The sequence below is a fragment of the Streptomyces sp. BA2 genome, from assembly GCF_009769735.1.
In the GTDB taxonomy this organism is placed as follows: domain Bacteria; phylum Actinomycetota; class Actinomycetes; order Streptomycetales; family Streptomycetaceae; genus Streptomyces.
The window spans coordinates 5,989,727-6,003,792 of the sequence record NZ_WSRO01000002.1 but is presented as its reverse complement, the minus strand read 5'-3'; the positions used below and the strand labels follow the sequence as shown (position 1 = coordinate 6,003,792).

Genomic DNA, 14,066 nt, shown 5'->3' with positions numbered 1-14,066 from the left:
TCAACGGACATGCGTGAGCTTTCGTGTGGCGGATGTGACGGAGCGGAGGACGGGCTCGAAGGCCTGGGCCTTCAGGGCCCCGAGCACCAGGACGAAGACGGCGACGACGGTCGCCAAACCGGCGGCGAGGGCGGGGAACGGCGAGTCGACGCAGCTCGCGAGGGCCCAGCCGGCCGCGGTGGCGCACACCATCGCGGCCACCGGTTTGAGCAGTTCGCCCACCACCTTGCGGACCCGGATCGGCACATTGCGCGGACCCATCCCGCACAGCAGCACGAAGGCGGTGACGCTGATCCCCGCCGCGTTGGCGAGCGCGATGCCGCGTACGCCCCACAGGTCCACCGTCCAGCTGCCGATCCCGGCGGTCGCGGTGATCCCGACGGCCATCGCGCCCAGCGGGAACCACGTGGCGCGCCCGCCGGAGAAGTAGGAGCGGGTGAGCGCCCCGACCAGTGTGTGGCCCAGGAGCCCCAGGGCGTACACGCGCATCACGCCCGCCGTGGCGACGGTGTCATCGGCGGTGAACGCGCCTCGCTGGAAAAGGAGTTGGATGAGCTGCGGCGCGCAGGCGATCACCACGGCGGTGCCGAGGAGCACCACGCAGCCGGCCAGGCCCAGGTCCCGCTCGACGCGCGACCTGGCCCGCTTGACGTCGCCTTCGGCCAGGGCCCGCGCGACGACGGGGAGCGTGACCGTGCACAGCATCAGGGAGAGGATCATCGGCACCTGCGCCACTTTTTGCGCGTAGTTGAGGTGCGAGATGGCCCCCGCCGGCAGCGAGGACGCCAGGAAGCGCTCGATGAGCACCTGCGACTGCCGGCACAGCGCGAAGAGCAGCACGGTGGCGATGAGGGTGCTGCTCATCAGCGCGGGGGCCGAGGGACCCGCAGCCCTCTCGTCGGGCGCGTCGGCCGTGTCGCGGGTGAGCTGCCGCCAGAGCGAGGGGGCCTGGACGAGCACCATGAGTACGCCGCCGACCGCGACGCCAAGCGCTGCCGCGCGGACGCCGTAGCGGGGGGCCAGGACCAACACCGCGGCGATGATGCCGATGTTGTAAAAGACGTAGATGCCCGCGGGTGCCACGAACCGGCGGTGGGCACGAAGCGCGGCGCTGCAGTACCCGGCGAGACCGAACGTGAAGACACAGGTGGCGGTGAGCAGCGTGCAGTCCACGGCGAGGCGCGGGTCGGGCAGCCCCGGCGCGAGGACTTCCACCAGGACCGGCGCCCCGGCCATCAGGATCAGCGCGACGGCTCCGGAGGCCAGCATCAGCCGGGGCAGCGACGCGGCCACCAGGGCACGGACCGGATCGCGGCGCGCGCCCTGGCCGCGGCGGGCGAGCGCCATGCTGAAGGCGGGGACGAGCGCGAACGCGAGGCCGTCCTCGATGAGCAGGGTGGTGGCCACCTCGGGGACGGTCCACGCGACGAGGAAGGCGTCGGTCTCGGGGCCCGCCCCGAAGAAGTGGGCAAGGGCCTGGTCACGCACGAGCCCGAGCACCGATCCGGCCACCGTGAGGACCGCGGTGACCAGAGCGGCCTTGGCGAGAAAGCCGTTGGAGGGGTCGGAGCCCTTGGCGGGCTCAGCCCCGGTGGCCGGAGCGGGCACCTTGCCGCCCGTTCCCGCGTCCACGGAGCGGGTGGTGGAGGTCATCGCGGGACCTCCCCCGGCATCGGGGCGGACAGCGCGCGGCCGGACAGCGCCCACCAGGCCACGAGCCCGAGGACAACGGCCATGAGGACCGTCGAAGGACCGCCGATGTCGGCGTACGCGAAGTCCACGAGCTGCCACACAAGGAGACCGCACGCGACGAGCGCGCAGTCAGCGCCGACGCCCCCGCGCACCCGGGCGAGCCGCCGCAGGCCGAGCAGCAGGAACGCGGCCCAGCTGCCCACCAGCGCGCACAGGCCGAGCAGCCCCTGCTCGCCGAGGACGAGCAGGTACATGTTGTGCGGGGAGAGCAGCGGCTGACGGCTGAACTTCGCGCCCGCGCCCGCGGTGTCGCTGGCCGAGGAGAGGGCAAGCGAGGCGTGGCTGTCGCGGTGGTCGGGGAAGGCCTTGAGCCCCACGCCCGTCACCGGCTCGTCACGCCACATGTCCACCGCCGCGGCCCACATGGTGTACCGGTCGGTGACCGACTGGTCGGGGGCGTCGGAAACCTGCGTGATGCTGGTGACGCGCTCCTGCAGCATCTGCGTACCGATGCCGAACCCGCCCACGAGGACCACGGCCGCGGCCGCCACAGCCGCGAGGGCCCGCAGCGCGTTCCGCACCCCCGCGAGCCCCAGCTGCGCACCACAGGCCACGAGGGTGGCGATCCAGGCGCCGCGGCTGAAGGAGAGCGCGAGCGGGACGATCAGGAGCAGCGCGCACACCAGCGCCGTCTGACGCTGATTCAGCCCCGCCCGACGCTGCCTCGCGGAAGCCGGCCCGAGCGCGATGGCGACCGCGCACACCACTCCGTACGACACCACGGTCGACATTCCCATGACGTCCGTCGCGCCGAAGGTCCCCACGGCGCGGACGTCCGAACCCATGTAGCTCGCGCCCGTGCCCGTGACGTACTGGTAGACGCCGATCGAGCCCTGGAAGAGGGCGAGTCCGATGAGGGACCAGGCCACCAGGCGGAAGTCGCGGCGGTCGCGGACGAGCATCAGGACCGCGGCCGGTACGAGGACGAAGATCTGGAGGTAGCGCACCAGGCCGGTCGTCCCGGCGGAGGCGGTGCTCGCGCCGACCGCGGCGACCGCGATGCCGATCACCGGCAGACCGAGCACGACGGCGGCGGTCCGCGTCAGCGGCCGGCGCGCCGCGCGCACGGTGCGGGCCACGCACCAGAGCACCACCAGGGCGGAGGCCGCGTCGGCGACGGTGCCGCCTCCGGAGCCGCCGTCGCCCGGCGCCGCGGGCAGCGCGAGCAGCGCGACCACGGCCATGACGGGCAGCACGGGTCCGGCGCTCCGGAGTGCCGACGACATAGCGGCGGCCGGCGAACCGGCAGGGAAGAGCGCGATCGGGGCGCCGTTCACGCGGGTCAGCTCCCCGTGGGACGTACGAGGGAGGCGGCGGTGCGCAGCAGGATGCAGAGGTCCTGCCAGATCGACCAGCTGTCGATGTAGGCGTTGTCGAAGCGGCACCGGTCCTCGATCGAGGTGTCGCCCCGCAGCCCCTGGATCTGGGCGAGCCCGGTGATGCCGGTCGGCATGCGGTGGCGCTCGGCGTAACCGGGGTGTGCCTTGCTGAACTGGCCCACGAAATAGGGCCGTTCGGGCCGGGGCCCGACCAGGCTCATGTCGCCACGGAGCACGTTCCACAGCTGGGGAAGCTCGTCGAGCGACGTACGGCGCAGGAACTGGCAGAACGGTCTCATGTGCTGCTCGCCCGCGACGGTCCACCGGGTCGCGGCCTCGTGCGGGTCGGCGGGCCGGTGCGTGCGGAACTTCAGCAGGGTGAACGGCCGTCCGTCCTTGCCGATGCGCTCCTGCCGGAAGATGACCCCGGGGCCGTCGGTGGCCCGCAGCACGGCGGCGCACGCCAGGAGCACGGGGCTGATGAGCAGCAGCAGGATCCCCGAGGTCACGAGGTCCAGGGCGCGCTTGCTGACGCTGAAGTGCCCGCGCCGCACGGGCGCGAGCGGACGGCAGGGGAACCCCGCGAGCTGCCCGGATCTCGACTGGCGCCCCGGCGCGTCATAGCCCGGCGGCTGCGTCGCGTCGACCGCCCATACGTCGCAGCCCGAACCGCTCAGCGTTCGCAGCCACACGATCTGCTCGGGGCCCGGGGTCGGTCCGACGACCAGGACGGTGCGTACGGCGTTCTGGATGACCGCGCGGCGCAGCTCCTCGATCGTGGAGAGCACCGGCAGTTCGGCCCCCTCCGACTCCGTGCGCTCGGCGGGCGCGTCCCCCACGATGCCCACGGGCCGCACCCCGGCCCGCGGATGGCGAAGCACCGCCTCCGCCACACGCCGCGCGACGGCGCCGGGGCCGACCACCAGGGCCGGGCGCGGCTGGCGGAGCACCGCTCTGCGCGCCCACCAGTACAGGGCTCCGCGGCCCGCGCAGCACAGCACGCTCTGGAGCGCCGCGGCCGTGCACAGGGTGGTGAGGGAGAGCGGGCTCAGTACGGAGACGCTCGCGGCCAGGAGCCCCACGGCGCACCAGCTCAGCAGGGCCTGCCAGGCCAGCGAAGGCAGTTCGTCGAGGGCGCAGGGCACGGCGAGCGGACGGTAGAGCGCGGCGCGCGCGTTCAGGCCGGTCACCGCGGCGAGGAGCAGGGCCACAAGGAGTGGGTGGCGCTGCGGGTCGGTGAGCAGCACGGTGCCGAGGAGGGCCGCGCTGCAGTCGACGGCGAAGAGGGGGAGGGCCGATGAGCGGCGTGCCGAAGCCCCCCATTGGATGCTCGTCCTGCGGCCGCCCCCGGCCCCGCGGGGAGGGATGACCGAGGCGGTGGCGATGGCATGGTCGGCCGCCCGTGGCTGCGCGGCAGGGGCGACGGTTCGTTCCGCACTCACGGGTTGCTGGACTCCCTGCACTTGATGGGCCCCACGCCCAGTAGCTCGCGGTACACGGCCGCGACAGCGTCCGCGGTGTGCCGCACATCGTGGGTGTTCAGAACGTGGCGGTGCGCCGCACGGCCGAGGGATTCACGCAGCGGCGGATCGCCGAGCAGTCCGACGAGGGCTCGCGCCAGCGCCTCCGGATCCTGTGCGGGAACGAGGCCGTGGGGCACGAGTCCTTGCGGCAGGCTCTCGCGCGCGCCGTCCACGTCGCTGACCACCACGGGCCGGGCACAGGCCATCGCCTCCAGGGGTACGAGGGCCATGCCCTCCCACCGGGAGGGCAGGACCACGAGGTCGGCCGCCTGGTACCAGGGGGTGGCGTCCTCGACGTCTCCGACGAACCGCACGGAGGCGGGCGCCTGTTCGCGCAGGCCGGTCGCGCCTGGACCGTCCCCGACGAGGACCAGCCGGGCGAGCGGCATCCGCTCGGCGACGGACGCCCAGGCCCGCAGCAGGACGTCCTGCCCCTTCTGCCGGCACAGCCGTCCCACGCACACCACCAGAGGCTCCTCCTCGGCAAGGCCCAGGGCGGTCCGCGCCGCCTGCGCGGCCATGGGGCGGAAGCGCTCGACGTCCACCCCGTTCGGGATCACGGACCAGCGCGCGTCGATCCCGGCCCGCTGTCCGGTGAGCCGCTCCGCCTCGCTGACGCAGACCACGTGCGCGGCCCAGCGCGCCCCGAAGCGTTCCCAGCGCCGGGCGAGCCCCGCGGTCACGCCGCCGACGGCCTCGAAGGACCAGGCGTGCGGCTGGAAGACCGTGGGCACCTTGCCGCGCAGGGCGAGCCGGACGGCGAGCCCGGCCTTGGCGCTGTGCGCGTGCACGACGTCGGGCCCGAGCTCGTCGACGATGCGGGTGATGCGCCGTACTTCCTCCGGCAGCCCGGCCCCAGGGGAGCGGGCCGCCGCCCACCCATGGACACCGCTTCCCAGGCCGCGCACGGCATCGGGCAGACAGCCGCTGTCCGGGCACGCCACGTTGACCTGCATCCCGGTGGACAGCTGGGACTTCACCAGGTCGGCGACCACGCGGGCCACTCCGCCGTCGACGGGCTGGGCGACATGAAGGACGCTCAGCCGGGGGTCAGTTGATGACAGTTGCATGCACGGCGCCTTGCTCAGGGGGAAGGTGGTGCGCTACCGCTTCGCGTCCACAGCGGCGAAGAGCACACCGGCCCACGCGGACTCTCGCCGCGAGGCGAGTCGGATGAGCAGGCCCTTTCGGTCGGCCTTGAGGCCCCCGTCGAGGCGGAAGATGTCGGAGTCGTATCCGAGCGTGTTGGCGTACGCGGGCGTCCTCGCGCTCTGCCTGCCCGGCTCGCTGATGGTCGAGTTCAGTACGTCGTGTGCGGGGTTCGCCGCGTCGGAGAGCCGCACGGGCCTGCTGCGGTCGGTCGACACGGTGAGCGTGTCGCCGGTCGTACCGCGGTCGCCGTCGTACGCGACCATGCCCACGCTGCCCTTCGCCCGGCCCGGAACCGGCATGCCGCCCAGGCGGACCGCATGGCCGCGCCCGCGCGCGCCGAAGGAGTCGAAGCCGTCCCACACGCTCAGGTGCCGCAGCGGCGCGGCCTTGTCCTCGTACGCGACGACCAGCGTCCAGCCGCCCCACGCGCCGGCCTTGGAGTGCCCCATCGCCACGTTGACCTGCGCGACGGTGTAGAGCCCCGGGCCGCCGGACCTGACGAGGCGCGTGACATCGGCCGACGCCTGGAAGGCGTCCGCTCCGTCGGCGGTGCGGTGCCCGGCCAGGGTGTCGGCCCGCACGTCCCGGTAGCTGCCGCCGGGTTCGGCGATGAGGGCCTTGCCGTTGTCCCTGGGCGGCTTCCGCTCACCGACGTGGAGGTTGCCGCCCCAGTACAGACGCGCGTAGGTCACCCGGGAGCCCGGCGGGAGCCGGACCTCTCCGCGGCTGGAGTTGTAGGTGTTCGGGTCCTTGTCGACGTCGACGTAGAACATGTCGAAGTCGTTGTTGGCGGCCATGCCGCCCCCGCGCGCGGACGGGCATGACACCGCGCGGGGGGCCATGGGCTCGCGGCACGTGATGGCCGTGTTGGCCGCGCGGGTGATCCCGCCGTGCTGGAGGGCGTGGTAGCGCTGCGCGAACTCGGTGCCCGCCGCTTCGGCGGCGGGGGGCGCCGGCGCGGCCACCGCGGGGCCGCCCGGTGTGGCGACGACCGCGAGGGAAAGGGCGCACAGCGTCGCGCGACGCAGAAGGGGGCCCACGGAATTACGCATGACCGGCGTTGCCCTTTCGGGAAAGGTTCCGAACCAGGAGGGAGAATTCAATGCGACAGTCACACTCGACTCGTAACTTCCCGCACTTGTTCTTTCAAATGGCTTCAGGAGGAGAGCAACAGTAGCTGCTTTTTGCATAAATCCAGGAAGGCTGACAAGTGTGTCGGAAACGTGAAGTGCGTAACGCTCGGAGCCCGCCGGAAGCACGGCCAGGAGGCCGTCGCGTAAACCTTGCGCCGACAGATCACCCTTTTGGGCCCACAACTCCAGCGGGCGACGTCCGTTGATCCATGGGCCGGGCACCCCGCCCTGCCGATGCATCAACTGACCAAGGAGCAACTCTCCATGTCGCGTACCGCGAAGGCCCTCGCCCTCTCCACCGTTGCCGTGGCCGCCATGGCCGGCAGCGCCGGCATCGCCGCCGCCGACGCCGGTGCCAACGGGGCTGCCGTCAACTCCCCCGGTGTCATCTCGGGCAACGCCGTCCAGGTCCCGGTCCACATCCCGGTCAACGCCTGCGGCAACACCATCAACATCATCGGTCTGCTGAACCCGGCGTTCGGCAACACCTGCGTCAACGCCTGACACATCAGCAGTACGCACGCCGCGACGGCCGTTCTCCCCCGAGGAGGACGGCTGTCGTCCGTTCCCGTCGGTCCCCGAACGGCCGCAGTGCCCCCGAATGGCAGTCGCTCGGTTGCGGTCGGTGTCCACCGCTTTCACGGTGAACACAAGATCCGATGACATCACCGAAGGGAACATCCATGCGCGCTCTGCCCGTACGGCGTATCGCGACCACCGTCCTCTGCGCCTCGCTCCTCCTCGGGACGGCCGGCCCCGTCGTCGCAGCCGAGAGCGACTCTCCGCAGGGCAGCGCCCAGGAGGCGGCCCGCGCACCGGTCCCCGAGGCGAACAAGCTGCTCGCCCAGGTCAAGACCCTGGGCGACGCCGGTGGTGTGCTCACCCCGGTCACCGATCTGCTCACCGCCGTACTCAAGGCCGACGGGGGTCAACTGCCCGCCGCGGACGCCACGAAGCTCGCCGCACCGGTGAAGGACGCCATCACGAAGGCCGCCGCCACGGCCCCCAAGGCCCCCGAGACCTCAGTGGCTCCCGAGGCCCCCGCGCTCCCGCAGACGCCGGCGCTCCCCAAGGCCCTTCCGGATGAGGACAAGGCGGCGGCCGAACCGAAGGACGACGCCCTGAAGGCACTGCAGACCGCGGTCGACACCCTGCTCAAGTCGGCCACCGGCGGCGACGTCACCAAGGTCGCGGGCGCGGTACCGCCCGTGCTCACCGGCCTCGTCAACGTCGTCGCCGCCACGCTGCTCGGCAGCGGCCTCCCCGCGCCCGACCTGGCGGGCCTGTCGGCCCTGCCGAAGGCGCCCGCGCTTTCCTGAGACCCGGTCAGTTCCCGTCCTGTCGCGTCGGCCCGAACGGCCGGCGCGACGGGCTTTTCACGTCCGCAGCGCCGCCGCACAGCCGCCCGTATCGCGTCCATCTCATACGAGAATGAGACACCGCCTTCGTTCGGGTGGGTTCCGGGAATTTCCGCCGCACAGAGTTTCCGCCGTACACAAGGCTCGTTACCCATGGCGAAGTGAAAATCCCCTCTGGCGACCGTCTGTCGCCGCAGAAAGGAACACGATGAAGCCCCTGAAGGCTGCCGCCGTCGTTGCCGGATCCCTGGTCATCGCAGGTGCCGCCGCACCCGCCTTTGCCGCCGACCTCACGCCCACCAGCCTGAACGGTGCAGTCGACACGATCGCCGGATCGACGTCGCAGATCGACTCGGCCCCCCTGGCCACGAACGCCCTCGACAAGGACAACAAGGACTCGGTCGTCAACGCCGTGTCCGGGGCCGCGGAGAGCCTGCACGCGGGTGGCGGCGCGGACAAGCTCCTCGGCGGACTTCCCGTCGCGAAGTAGAGCTCCTTTCGGCTCCTTCATTCGGCGCGATGCACCGCCAGGGGACAACATCTGAAACCCCGAGGAGTATTGCCGCGAGCAAACGGCACGCGGCAGTGAGGGCCGGTTCCGCAGACACATTCTGTGGAACCGGCCCTCTGGCTTTCCCCGCCTTTCCTAGTTCCGCTCTCGGTCTCAGTTCGACTGAAGGGCCCCGGAGTTCGACCGGCGCGTGCCCCGATCGTGTGATCGCTCGCCCGCACTCACCCAGTCAAGTGACAGGCGGGGCCGGGAGATCGGGACACATCGATACGGTTCCGGGATGACGTCGACATCGAGCGAAACCCGCACTTTCCGAGCCGCCGATCTGGGCACCCTCACCGTGGTCGCCTGGAGTGGTGAACACCCCGAGGACGAGCAGGACATGGCTTTCCTGCTCGCCTATTCGCTGGGTGACGGCGAAGGCGGACCTGAGGCCGCGGCCGAAGCAATCGAGCTCCTGCTGGAGAACACCGGACTCCCCATCGGTGGCCCCGTCGTGGAGAGCTCCCGCAACCCGAGCCTGCCCGTCACCCTCCTCGTCGAGGCCGGCCAGGCCGCACTGAACATGCCGTACCTCAACGCCCAGTGCGTCGTACCGCCGGAGTGGCTCGCCGCGGTGGGCGAACGGGGCCACGCCTACTTCATGTTCACCACGCGTCCCTGGCCCGAGGCCAAGCCCGGCGTTCCCCTCGCCGAGGAGGCCCTCGCGGCGTTCGCGGGCGCCGAGGAGACCATGGCCCGGGCCGCGCACTGCCTGCTCACCGCGAAGAGCCTGCGCGGCTAGGAGCACCGCGGCGATGCACACCAAGACTCCTCTTCCTGAAGCCCGTAAGCCCGAAGCCCCCTTAGGGCGCGTGGACCCGCCGCCCAACGGCACCGGTGGGAGCCGTGCGTTCGCGCTGCTTCTGGTGATCACGGGTGCGGCGGGTCTGCTCGCGGCGTGGGTCATCACGCTGGACAAGTTCAAGCTGCTTGAGGACCCGGACTTCACGCCGGGCTGCAGCCTCAATCCGGTGGTCTCCTGCGGCAACATCATGACGAGCGACCAGGCATCGGTGTTCGGCTTCCCGAACCCGATGCTGGGCCTGGCCGCGTACGCCGCCGTGACGTGCGTGGGCATGAGCCTGCTGGGCCGTGCGCGCTTCCCGCGCTGGTACTGGCTGACGCTGAACGCGGGCATGCTCTTCGGGGTCGGCTTCTGCACCTGGCTCCAGTACCAGTCGCTGTACGAGATCAACTCGCTGTGCCTGTGGTGCTGCCTGGCCTGGGTCGCCACGATCATCATGTTCTGGCACGTCACGTCGTTCAACGTCCGCAAGGGCTTCCTGCCCGCGCCCTCCTGGCTGCGTACGTTCCTCGGTGAGTTCACCTGGGTCTTCCCAGTGCTGCACGTCGGCATCATCGGCATGCTGATCCTCACCCGCTGGTGGGACTTCTGGACCAGCTGATGCCGATCTCAGCCCTCACCCGCCGGGCCACGATGCGGAACCTCATCGGAGTGGCCGTCGCCGCCGTGACCGGGCAGACCGTCCTCCACTGGTGGACTCGGCGCCCGGCTCAGCACCCGCCGTCGGACGCCCTCGGCGACGGCTCGTTCGACGAGATGTACGAGGGCCGGCACATCCGCGGATCGAGAGCCGCCGCGGGACATCAACACGCGGGCGCCTCCTGGGACATCACCGTCGACGGGCGCCCGCTCCACCTCATGCGGCGCGCCGACGGCGGCTACCTGAGCATGATCGACCACTACCAGTCGTATCCGACGCCTCTCATCGCCACCCGCAGAGCAGTGGACGAACTCGGCCGCGGCCAGCAACTGCGCGCCGGGGACGCCTGATCGCTGCCGCGCCCACCCGGACCGGAGGAGCGACCGAAGTGGTCTACACGCGCAAGAACCAGGCCCGGCTCACCAGCGCCGAGAAGCGCCGGTTCGTCAACGCGCTGCTCGAACTCAAACGCAAGGGCGAGTACGACGAGTTCGTCCGGACGCACATCGAGCACTACGTCTCCGACGGGGACAACGGACTGCGGGTGGCCCACATGACGCCCTCGTTCCTGCCCTGGCACCGCAGGTTCCTCCTGGAGTTCGAGCAGGCCCTGCAGCGGCTCGACCCCGCCGTGACCGTCCCGTACTGGGACTGGACGGTGGACAGGACGCCCGGCGCCTCGCTCTGGGGCAGCGGGCTCATGGGCGGCAACGGACGGCGCTCCGACCGGCAGGTCATGACCGGTCCCTTCGCCCGCACCAACGGGACCTGGGTCATCAGGGAAGGGGAGACGGGCGGCGACTTCCTCATGCGCGACTTCGGCAGGCCGCAGAACCCGATCGAGCTGCCCACCGGCGCGCAACTGGCCTGGGCCATGCGCGACCCCGTGTACGACACGGAGCCCTGGGACTCCACCTCGTCCGGCGGTTTCCGCAACAAGCTGGAGGGGTGGACCTCCGGCAGCGGCAACAGCAAGTGGCGCAACCACAACCGCGTCCACCGCTGGGTCGGCGGACACATGCTCGGCGGCGCGTCGGTCAACGACCCCGTCTTCTGGCTGAACCACGCCTTCGTGGACCTGCTGTGGGACCGCTGGCAGGCGCGGCACCCCCGCTCCGCGCCCTATCTGCCCGAGAAGCCGCCGAGGGCCGGGCACGGCCCGCCGCACGGCCGTATCTGCGCCCGCTTCGAGGGGATGCCACCGTGGAACGCGAAGCCGGACGAGCTGATCGGCCATCGGGGCATCTACCGCTACGCGTGAAAGAGCCCCCGGTGGTCGTCGGACCGCCGGGGGCTCACACACGGGGGTCAGCCGCCGTAGCCGCCGTGGTTGCCGTGGTGGCCGTGGTGGCCGGGCTTGCCGTGGCCGCCGTCGGCGTTCACGCAGGTGTTGCCGAACGCCGGGTTCAGCAGCCCGATGATGTCCACGGTGTTGCCGCACACGTTGACCGGGACGTGGACCGGGACCTGGACGAGGTTGCCCGAAAGGACGCCGGGCGAGCCCACGGCCGCACCCTCGGCGCCTGCGTCCGCCATGGCCATACCGGTGCCACTGAGCACCACGGCGCCCGTGCCGAGGGCAACAGCGGCTGCCTTCGCGATGCGAGACATCACGTTCTCCTTTGAATTGACGAGTACGGCCGCATGCACGCGGCCGTACTGTCCCTTCAACGGCGTCATCGACCGCAGGTAACGGCACCGATCGGTACATCATTGGTGAAATCGTCCGATCGCCCGTGTCCAGCGCTGTTCCGAGCCGTTGCGCATCACATGATCTCAACACGACGCATGGCCGCCGTCCTCGCTCTCGCCGCCGGTGCCTCCGCCCTGGGCGCGCCCGCCGCGAGCGCCGAAGCCATCTCTCCCACCGGCATGCTCAACTCGCTCGCGGCGTCCCAGATCCCCGAGGAGCACCGCGCCGAGGTGCCGTCCGTGACCGAGCAGCTCAACGGGCTCAACAATCTGTACGAGCTGCAGCAGCTGCACCAGCTGACCGACCTGGCCGCGCCCGTCACGGGACTGCTCTACGCGTAGTACCGGTCACGCGCGGACAGAGGCGGGGTCGGGTCCGTGTGGCCTCGGCCCCGCCTCACGGCATGGTGGCCACGACCGACGCGTACGAGAGGCCCGCCCCGTAGCCGAGCAGCAGGGCCGTGTCGCCGGGCTTCGCGTCGCCCGACGCGAGCACCGCGTCCATGGCGAGCGGGATGGAGGCGCCGGAAGTGTTGCCCGAGGTGACGATGTCCTTGGCCACCCGCACGCCCTCCGGCAGGCCGATGCGCTTCGCCATCGCGTCGATGATGCGGACGTTGGCCTGGTGCGGGATGAAGACGTCGAGGTCGGCGGGGGTCAGACCGGCGGCGTCCAGGGCCTGTCCTGCGACCTCGGCCATCTCGTAGACGGCCCAGCGGAAGACCCGCTGCCCTTCCTGGCGCATCCACGGGAACTCCTGGTCGGGTGAGTCCCTGAGCACGTCCCACGGGGCGGTCTGCTCGATCGCGTCCGCCTGGGAGCCGTCCGCTCCCCAGATCGCCGGGCCGATGGCGGGGGTCTCGGAGGGGCCGATCACCACGGCGCCCGCGCCGTCCCCGAAGATGAAGGCCGTCGAGCGGTCCTTGAGGTTCAGCAGGTCGGTCATCCGCTCCACGCCGACGACCAGGACGTGGCCGCCGCGGCTGCGGACCGCGTCCGCCGCGAGCACCACGCCGTGCACGAACCCGGCGCAGCCCGCCGACAGGTCGAAGGCCGCGGCGCCGCGCGCTCCGACGCGGTGCGCGATCTCCGTCGCGACGGCCGGGGTCTGCTTGAGGTAGGTGAAGGTCGCGGCGATGACGCAGGTGACGTCGGCCGGGGAGATGCCCGCCGCCGCGATGGCCTTGGCCGCGGCCTCCTCGGCCATCACCGCCAGGGTCTCGTCGGGTCCCGCCCAGCGTCGGGTGTGGATCCCCGTGCGGGCGCGGATCCATTCGTCCGACGAGTCGATGAGGCGGCTGGCTTCTTCATTGTCGACGATCCGTCGCGGGCGGTACGTACCCACGCCCATGATCCGTGCGAAGCGGGCGCCCTGGGAGGTGCTCAGTATCGGGCTCATGTGGTGCCCCACTTGTCCCGTGCTTCGGCGAAGGCCTCGGCGAACATCGGGTCGGCCACCGAACCCCGCTCGTGTCTGCCTCCGTACCGCTCCTCGTAGGCGGCGAACCACTCGGGGTCCGAGCCGAGGAACAGTACGTCGTGGAAGGCCATCCAGCGCATCGCCAGCATCGGCACTGGGGATCGCGACACCTCGAACTCCGGGTTGCGCGCGGCGCGTTCGTCGCAGTCCGGATGGAACTGCGCCAGCATCAGGCCGCGGCCGACCAGTTCGGGCTTGGCGAGGGCGTGCGCCTCGTCGAGCAGGCGGTGGCTTTCCTCGGGGAGGCCCGTCAGGACCAGGACGAGGGTGTGCAGGACGCGGTTGCGGCCCTCCCAGCGTGTGGTCTCGAAGGCCTCGGCCATCCGGCGCACGAGGCCCACCATTCCTTCGGCGTCGATGTCCGGATCGACCCGCCATTCCTCGATGCGGAAGCTCTGTGCCTTCATCGAGGATTCGACGAACGGGCAGACGGCGCCCTCCCGGTTGATACGCTCGTGCGGCCGCATGATGAACTCTTCTATCCACCGCTGCCCCCGTTCCAGGGGTGACGCGGCAGGGCGATCCGGTGTGTCCGCCTTCCCGTACTGCGGAGTGACGGCCGATACCGACGGACTCATGAGGGTTCCCTCCGTGATTCAGGACGCACTGAACCGCCACCCGGACTCGCGTGACGCAGAGGGGTGTCGAGGTCGCCGTGC

At 71.3% G+C, this 14,066-nt stretch carries 16 protein-coding genes; 8 read left to right on the top strand and 8 right to left on the bottom strand.

Annotated features, from left to right (window positions below; translation table 11 throughout):
* From murJ to E5671_RS29920, 5 genes are read right to left on the bottom strand one after another with little or no spacing between them, the layout of a single operon-like run.
* The gene (murJ, locus tag E5671_RS29940) at nucleotides 1-1,653 is read right to left on the bottom strand and encodes a murein biosynthesis integral membrane protein MurJ (protein ID WP_160506999.1); all 1,653 of its coding nucleotides are present in this window, start codon (nucleotides 1,651-1,653) and stop codon (nucleotides 1-3) included.
* Entirely contained in the window at nucleotides 1,650-2,978 is a 1,329-nt protein-coding gene (locus E5671_RS29935) for an O-antigen ligase family protein (protein ID WP_160510497.1), read from the bottom strand. Before E5671_RS29935 ends, murJ begins: the two co-directional genes overlap by 4 nt.
* 56 nt (nucleotides 2,979-3,034) lie before the next feature.
* Entirely contained in the window at nucleotides 3,035-4,513 is a 1,479-nt protein-coding gene (locus tag E5671_RS29930; RefSeq protein WP_160506998.1) for an exopolysaccharide biosynthesis polyprenyl glycosylphosphotransferase, read from the bottom strand.
* Nucleotides 4,510-5,664 carry a glycosyltransferase gene (locus tag E5671_RS29925; RefSeq protein ID WP_160506997.1) on the bottom strand — a complete coding sequence of 385 codons (1,155 nt, stop codon included), beginning with the start codon at nucleotides 5,662-5,664 and terminating at the stop codon, nucleotides 4,510-4,512. Before E5671_RS29925 ends, E5671_RS29930 begins: the two co-directional genes overlap by 4 nt.
* A gap of 33 nt (nucleotides 5,665-5,697) precedes the next feature.
* Nucleotides 5,698-6,798, bottom strand: coding sequence for a DUF3344 domain-containing protein (locus E5671_RS29920; protein ID WP_160506996.1), 1,101 nt, complete (start codon nucleotides 6,796-6,798; stop codon nucleotides 5,698-5,700).
* 345 nt (nucleotides 6,799-7,143) lie between these two features.
* Between E5671_RS29920 and E5671_RS29915 the strand changes: the two genes are divergently transcribed.
* From E5671_RS29915 to E5671_RS29885, 7 genes are all read left to right on the top strand, one after another.
* A complete protein-coding gene (locus E5671_RS29915; protein WP_160506995.1) occupies nucleotides 7,144-7,383 on the top strand; it encodes a chaplin in 240 nt (79 codons plus the stop codon).
* Between the two features lie 179 nt (nucleotides 7,384-7,562).
* Nucleotides 7,563-8,198: a hypothetical protein gene (locus E5671_RS29910; protein WP_160506994.1), complete on the top strand. Its 636-nt coding sequence runs from the start codon at nucleotides 7,563-7,565 to the stop codon at nucleotides 8,196-8,198.
* 247 nt (nucleotides 8,199-8,445) lie between these two features.
* Nucleotides 8,446-8,727, top strand: coding sequence for a hypothetical protein (locus E5671_RS29905; RefSeq protein ID WP_160506993.1), 282 nt, complete (start codon nucleotides 8,446-8,448; stop codon nucleotides 8,725-8,727).
* 301 nt (nucleotides 8,728-9,028) lie between these two features.
* Nucleotides 9,029-9,532, top strand: coding sequence for a DUF5949 family protein (locus tag E5671_RS29900; protein WP_160506992.1), 504 nt, complete (start codon nucleotides 9,029-9,031; stop codon nucleotides 9,530-9,532).
* Nucleotides 9,533-9,545: 13 nt separating this feature from the next.
* Nucleotides 9,546-10,196 carry a vitamin K epoxide reductase family protein gene (locus E5671_RS29895; protein ID WP_160506991.1) on the top strand — a complete coding sequence of 217 codons (651 nt, stop codon included), beginning with the start codon at nucleotides 9,546-9,548 and terminating at the stop codon, nucleotides 10,194-10,196.
* Nucleotides 10,196-10,585 carry a tyrosinase family oxidase copper chaperone gene (locus E5671_RS29890; RefSeq protein ID WP_160506990.1) on the top strand — a complete coding sequence of 130 codons (390 nt, stop codon included), beginning with the start codon at nucleotides 10,196-10,198 and terminating at the stop codon, nucleotides 10,583-10,585. The genes E5671_RS29895 and E5671_RS29890 overlap by 1 nt, the downstream gene beginning before the upstream one ends.
* Nucleotides 10,586-10,623: 38 nt before the next feature.
* Complete coding sequence (locus E5671_RS29885; protein WP_160506989.1) at nucleotides 10,624-11,496, top strand: tyrosinase family protein; 873 nt, start codon at nucleotides 10,624-10,626, stop codon at nucleotides 11,494-11,496.
* Nucleotides 11,497-11,543: 47 nt separating this feature from the next.
* On the opposite strand, the gene E5671_RS29880 is transcribed toward E5671_RS29885, so the two are convergent.
* Complete coding sequence (locus E5671_RS29880; RefSeq protein ID WP_160506988.1) at nucleotides 11,544-11,846, bottom strand: chaplin; 303 nt, start codon at nucleotides 11,844-11,846, stop codon at nucleotides 11,544-11,546.
* Nucleotides 11,847-12,005: 159 nt separating this feature from the next.
* Here E5671_RS29880 and E5671_RS29875 point away from each other — a divergent pair, with 159 nt between their 5' ends.
* Nucleotides 12,006-12,269 (top strand): hypothetical protein, encoded by a 264-nt coding sequence (locus E5671_RS29875; protein ID WP_160506987.1) that lies wholly within the window; start codon nucleotides 12,006-12,008, stop codon nucleotides 12,267-12,269.
* Nucleotides 12,270-12,324: 55 nt separating this feature from the next.
* Here E5671_RS29875 and E5671_RS29870 read toward each other — a convergent pair whose 3' ends face one another.
* Complete coding sequence (locus E5671_RS29870) at nucleotides 12,325-13,326, bottom strand: beta-ketoacyl-ACP synthase III (protein ID WP_160506986.1); 1,002 nt, start codon at nucleotides 13,324-13,326, stop codon at nucleotides 12,325-12,327.
* The gene (locus E5671_RS29865) at nucleotides 13,323-13,985 is read right to left on the bottom strand and encodes a DUF6875 domain-containing protein (protein ID WP_336605883.1); all 663 of its coding nucleotides are present in this window, start codon (nucleotides 13,983-13,985) and stop codon (nucleotides 13,323-13,325) included. Before E5671_RS29865 ends, E5671_RS29870 begins: the two co-directional genes overlap by 4 nt.
* Nucleotides 13,986-14,066 lie beyond the last annotated feature (81 nt).

What these genes read in the sequence shown, in the direction of transcription:
- E5671_RS29865 (WP_336605883.1), bottom strand. Translation starts at nt 13,985, where the DNA reads ATGAGTCCGTCGGTATCGGCCGTCACTCCGCAGTACGGGAAGGCGGAC.
- E5671_RS29890 (WP_160506990.1), top strand. Translation starts at nt 10,196, where the DNA reads ATGCCGATCTCAGCCCTCACCCGCCGGGCCACGATGCGGAACCTCATC.
- E5671_RS29935 (WP_160510497.1), bottom strand. Translation starts at nt 2,978, where the DNA reads ATGTCGTCGGCACTCCGGAGCGCCGGACCCGTGCTGCCCGTCATGGCC.
- E5671_RS29910 (WP_160506994.1), top strand. Translation starts at nt 7,563, where the DNA reads ATGCGCGCTCTGCCCGTACGGCGTATCGCGACCACCGTCCTCTGCGCC.
- E5671_RS29875 (WP_160506987.1), top strand. Translation starts at nt 12,006, where the DNA reads ATGATCTCAACACGACGCATGGCCGCCGTCCTCGCTCTCGCCGCCGGT.
- murJ (WP_160506999.1), bottom strand. Translation starts at nt 1,653, where the DNA reads ATGACCTCCACCACCCGCTCCGTGGACGCGGGAACGGGCGGCAAGGTG.
- E5671_RS29895 (WP_160506991.1), top strand. Translation starts at nt 9,546, where the DNA reads ATGCACACCAAGACTCCTCTTCCTGAAGCCCGTAAGCCCGAAGCCCCC.
- E5671_RS29920 (WP_160506996.1), bottom strand. Translation starts at nt 6,798, where the DNA reads ATGCGTAATTCCGTGGGCCCCCTTCTGCGTCGCGCGACGCTGTGCGCC.
- E5671_RS29870 (WP_160506986.1), bottom strand. Translation starts at nt 13,326, where the DNA reads ATGAGCCCGATACTGAGCACCTCCCAGGGCGCCCGCTTCGCACGGATC.
- E5671_RS29880 (WP_160506988.1), bottom strand. Translation starts at nt 11,846, where the DNA reads ATGTCTCGCATCGCGAAGGCAGCCGCTGTTGCCCTCGGCACGGGCGCC.
- E5671_RS29905 (WP_160506993.1), top strand. Translation starts at nt 8,446, where the DNA reads ATGAAGCCCCTGAAGGCTGCCGCCGTCGTTGCCGGATCCCTGGTCATC.
- E5671_RS29915 (WP_160506995.1), top strand. Translation starts at nt 7,144, where the DNA reads ATGTCGCGTACCGCGAAGGCCCTCGCCCTCTCCACCGTTGCCGTGGCC.
- E5671_RS29925 (WP_160506997.1), bottom strand. Translation starts at nt 5,664, where the DNA reads ATGCAACTGTCATCAACTGACCCCCGGCTGAGCGTCCTTCATGTCGCC.
- E5671_RS29900 (WP_160506992.1), top strand. Translation starts at nt 9,029, where the DNA reads ATGACGTCGACATCGAGCGAAACCCGCACTTTCCGAGCCGCCGATCTG.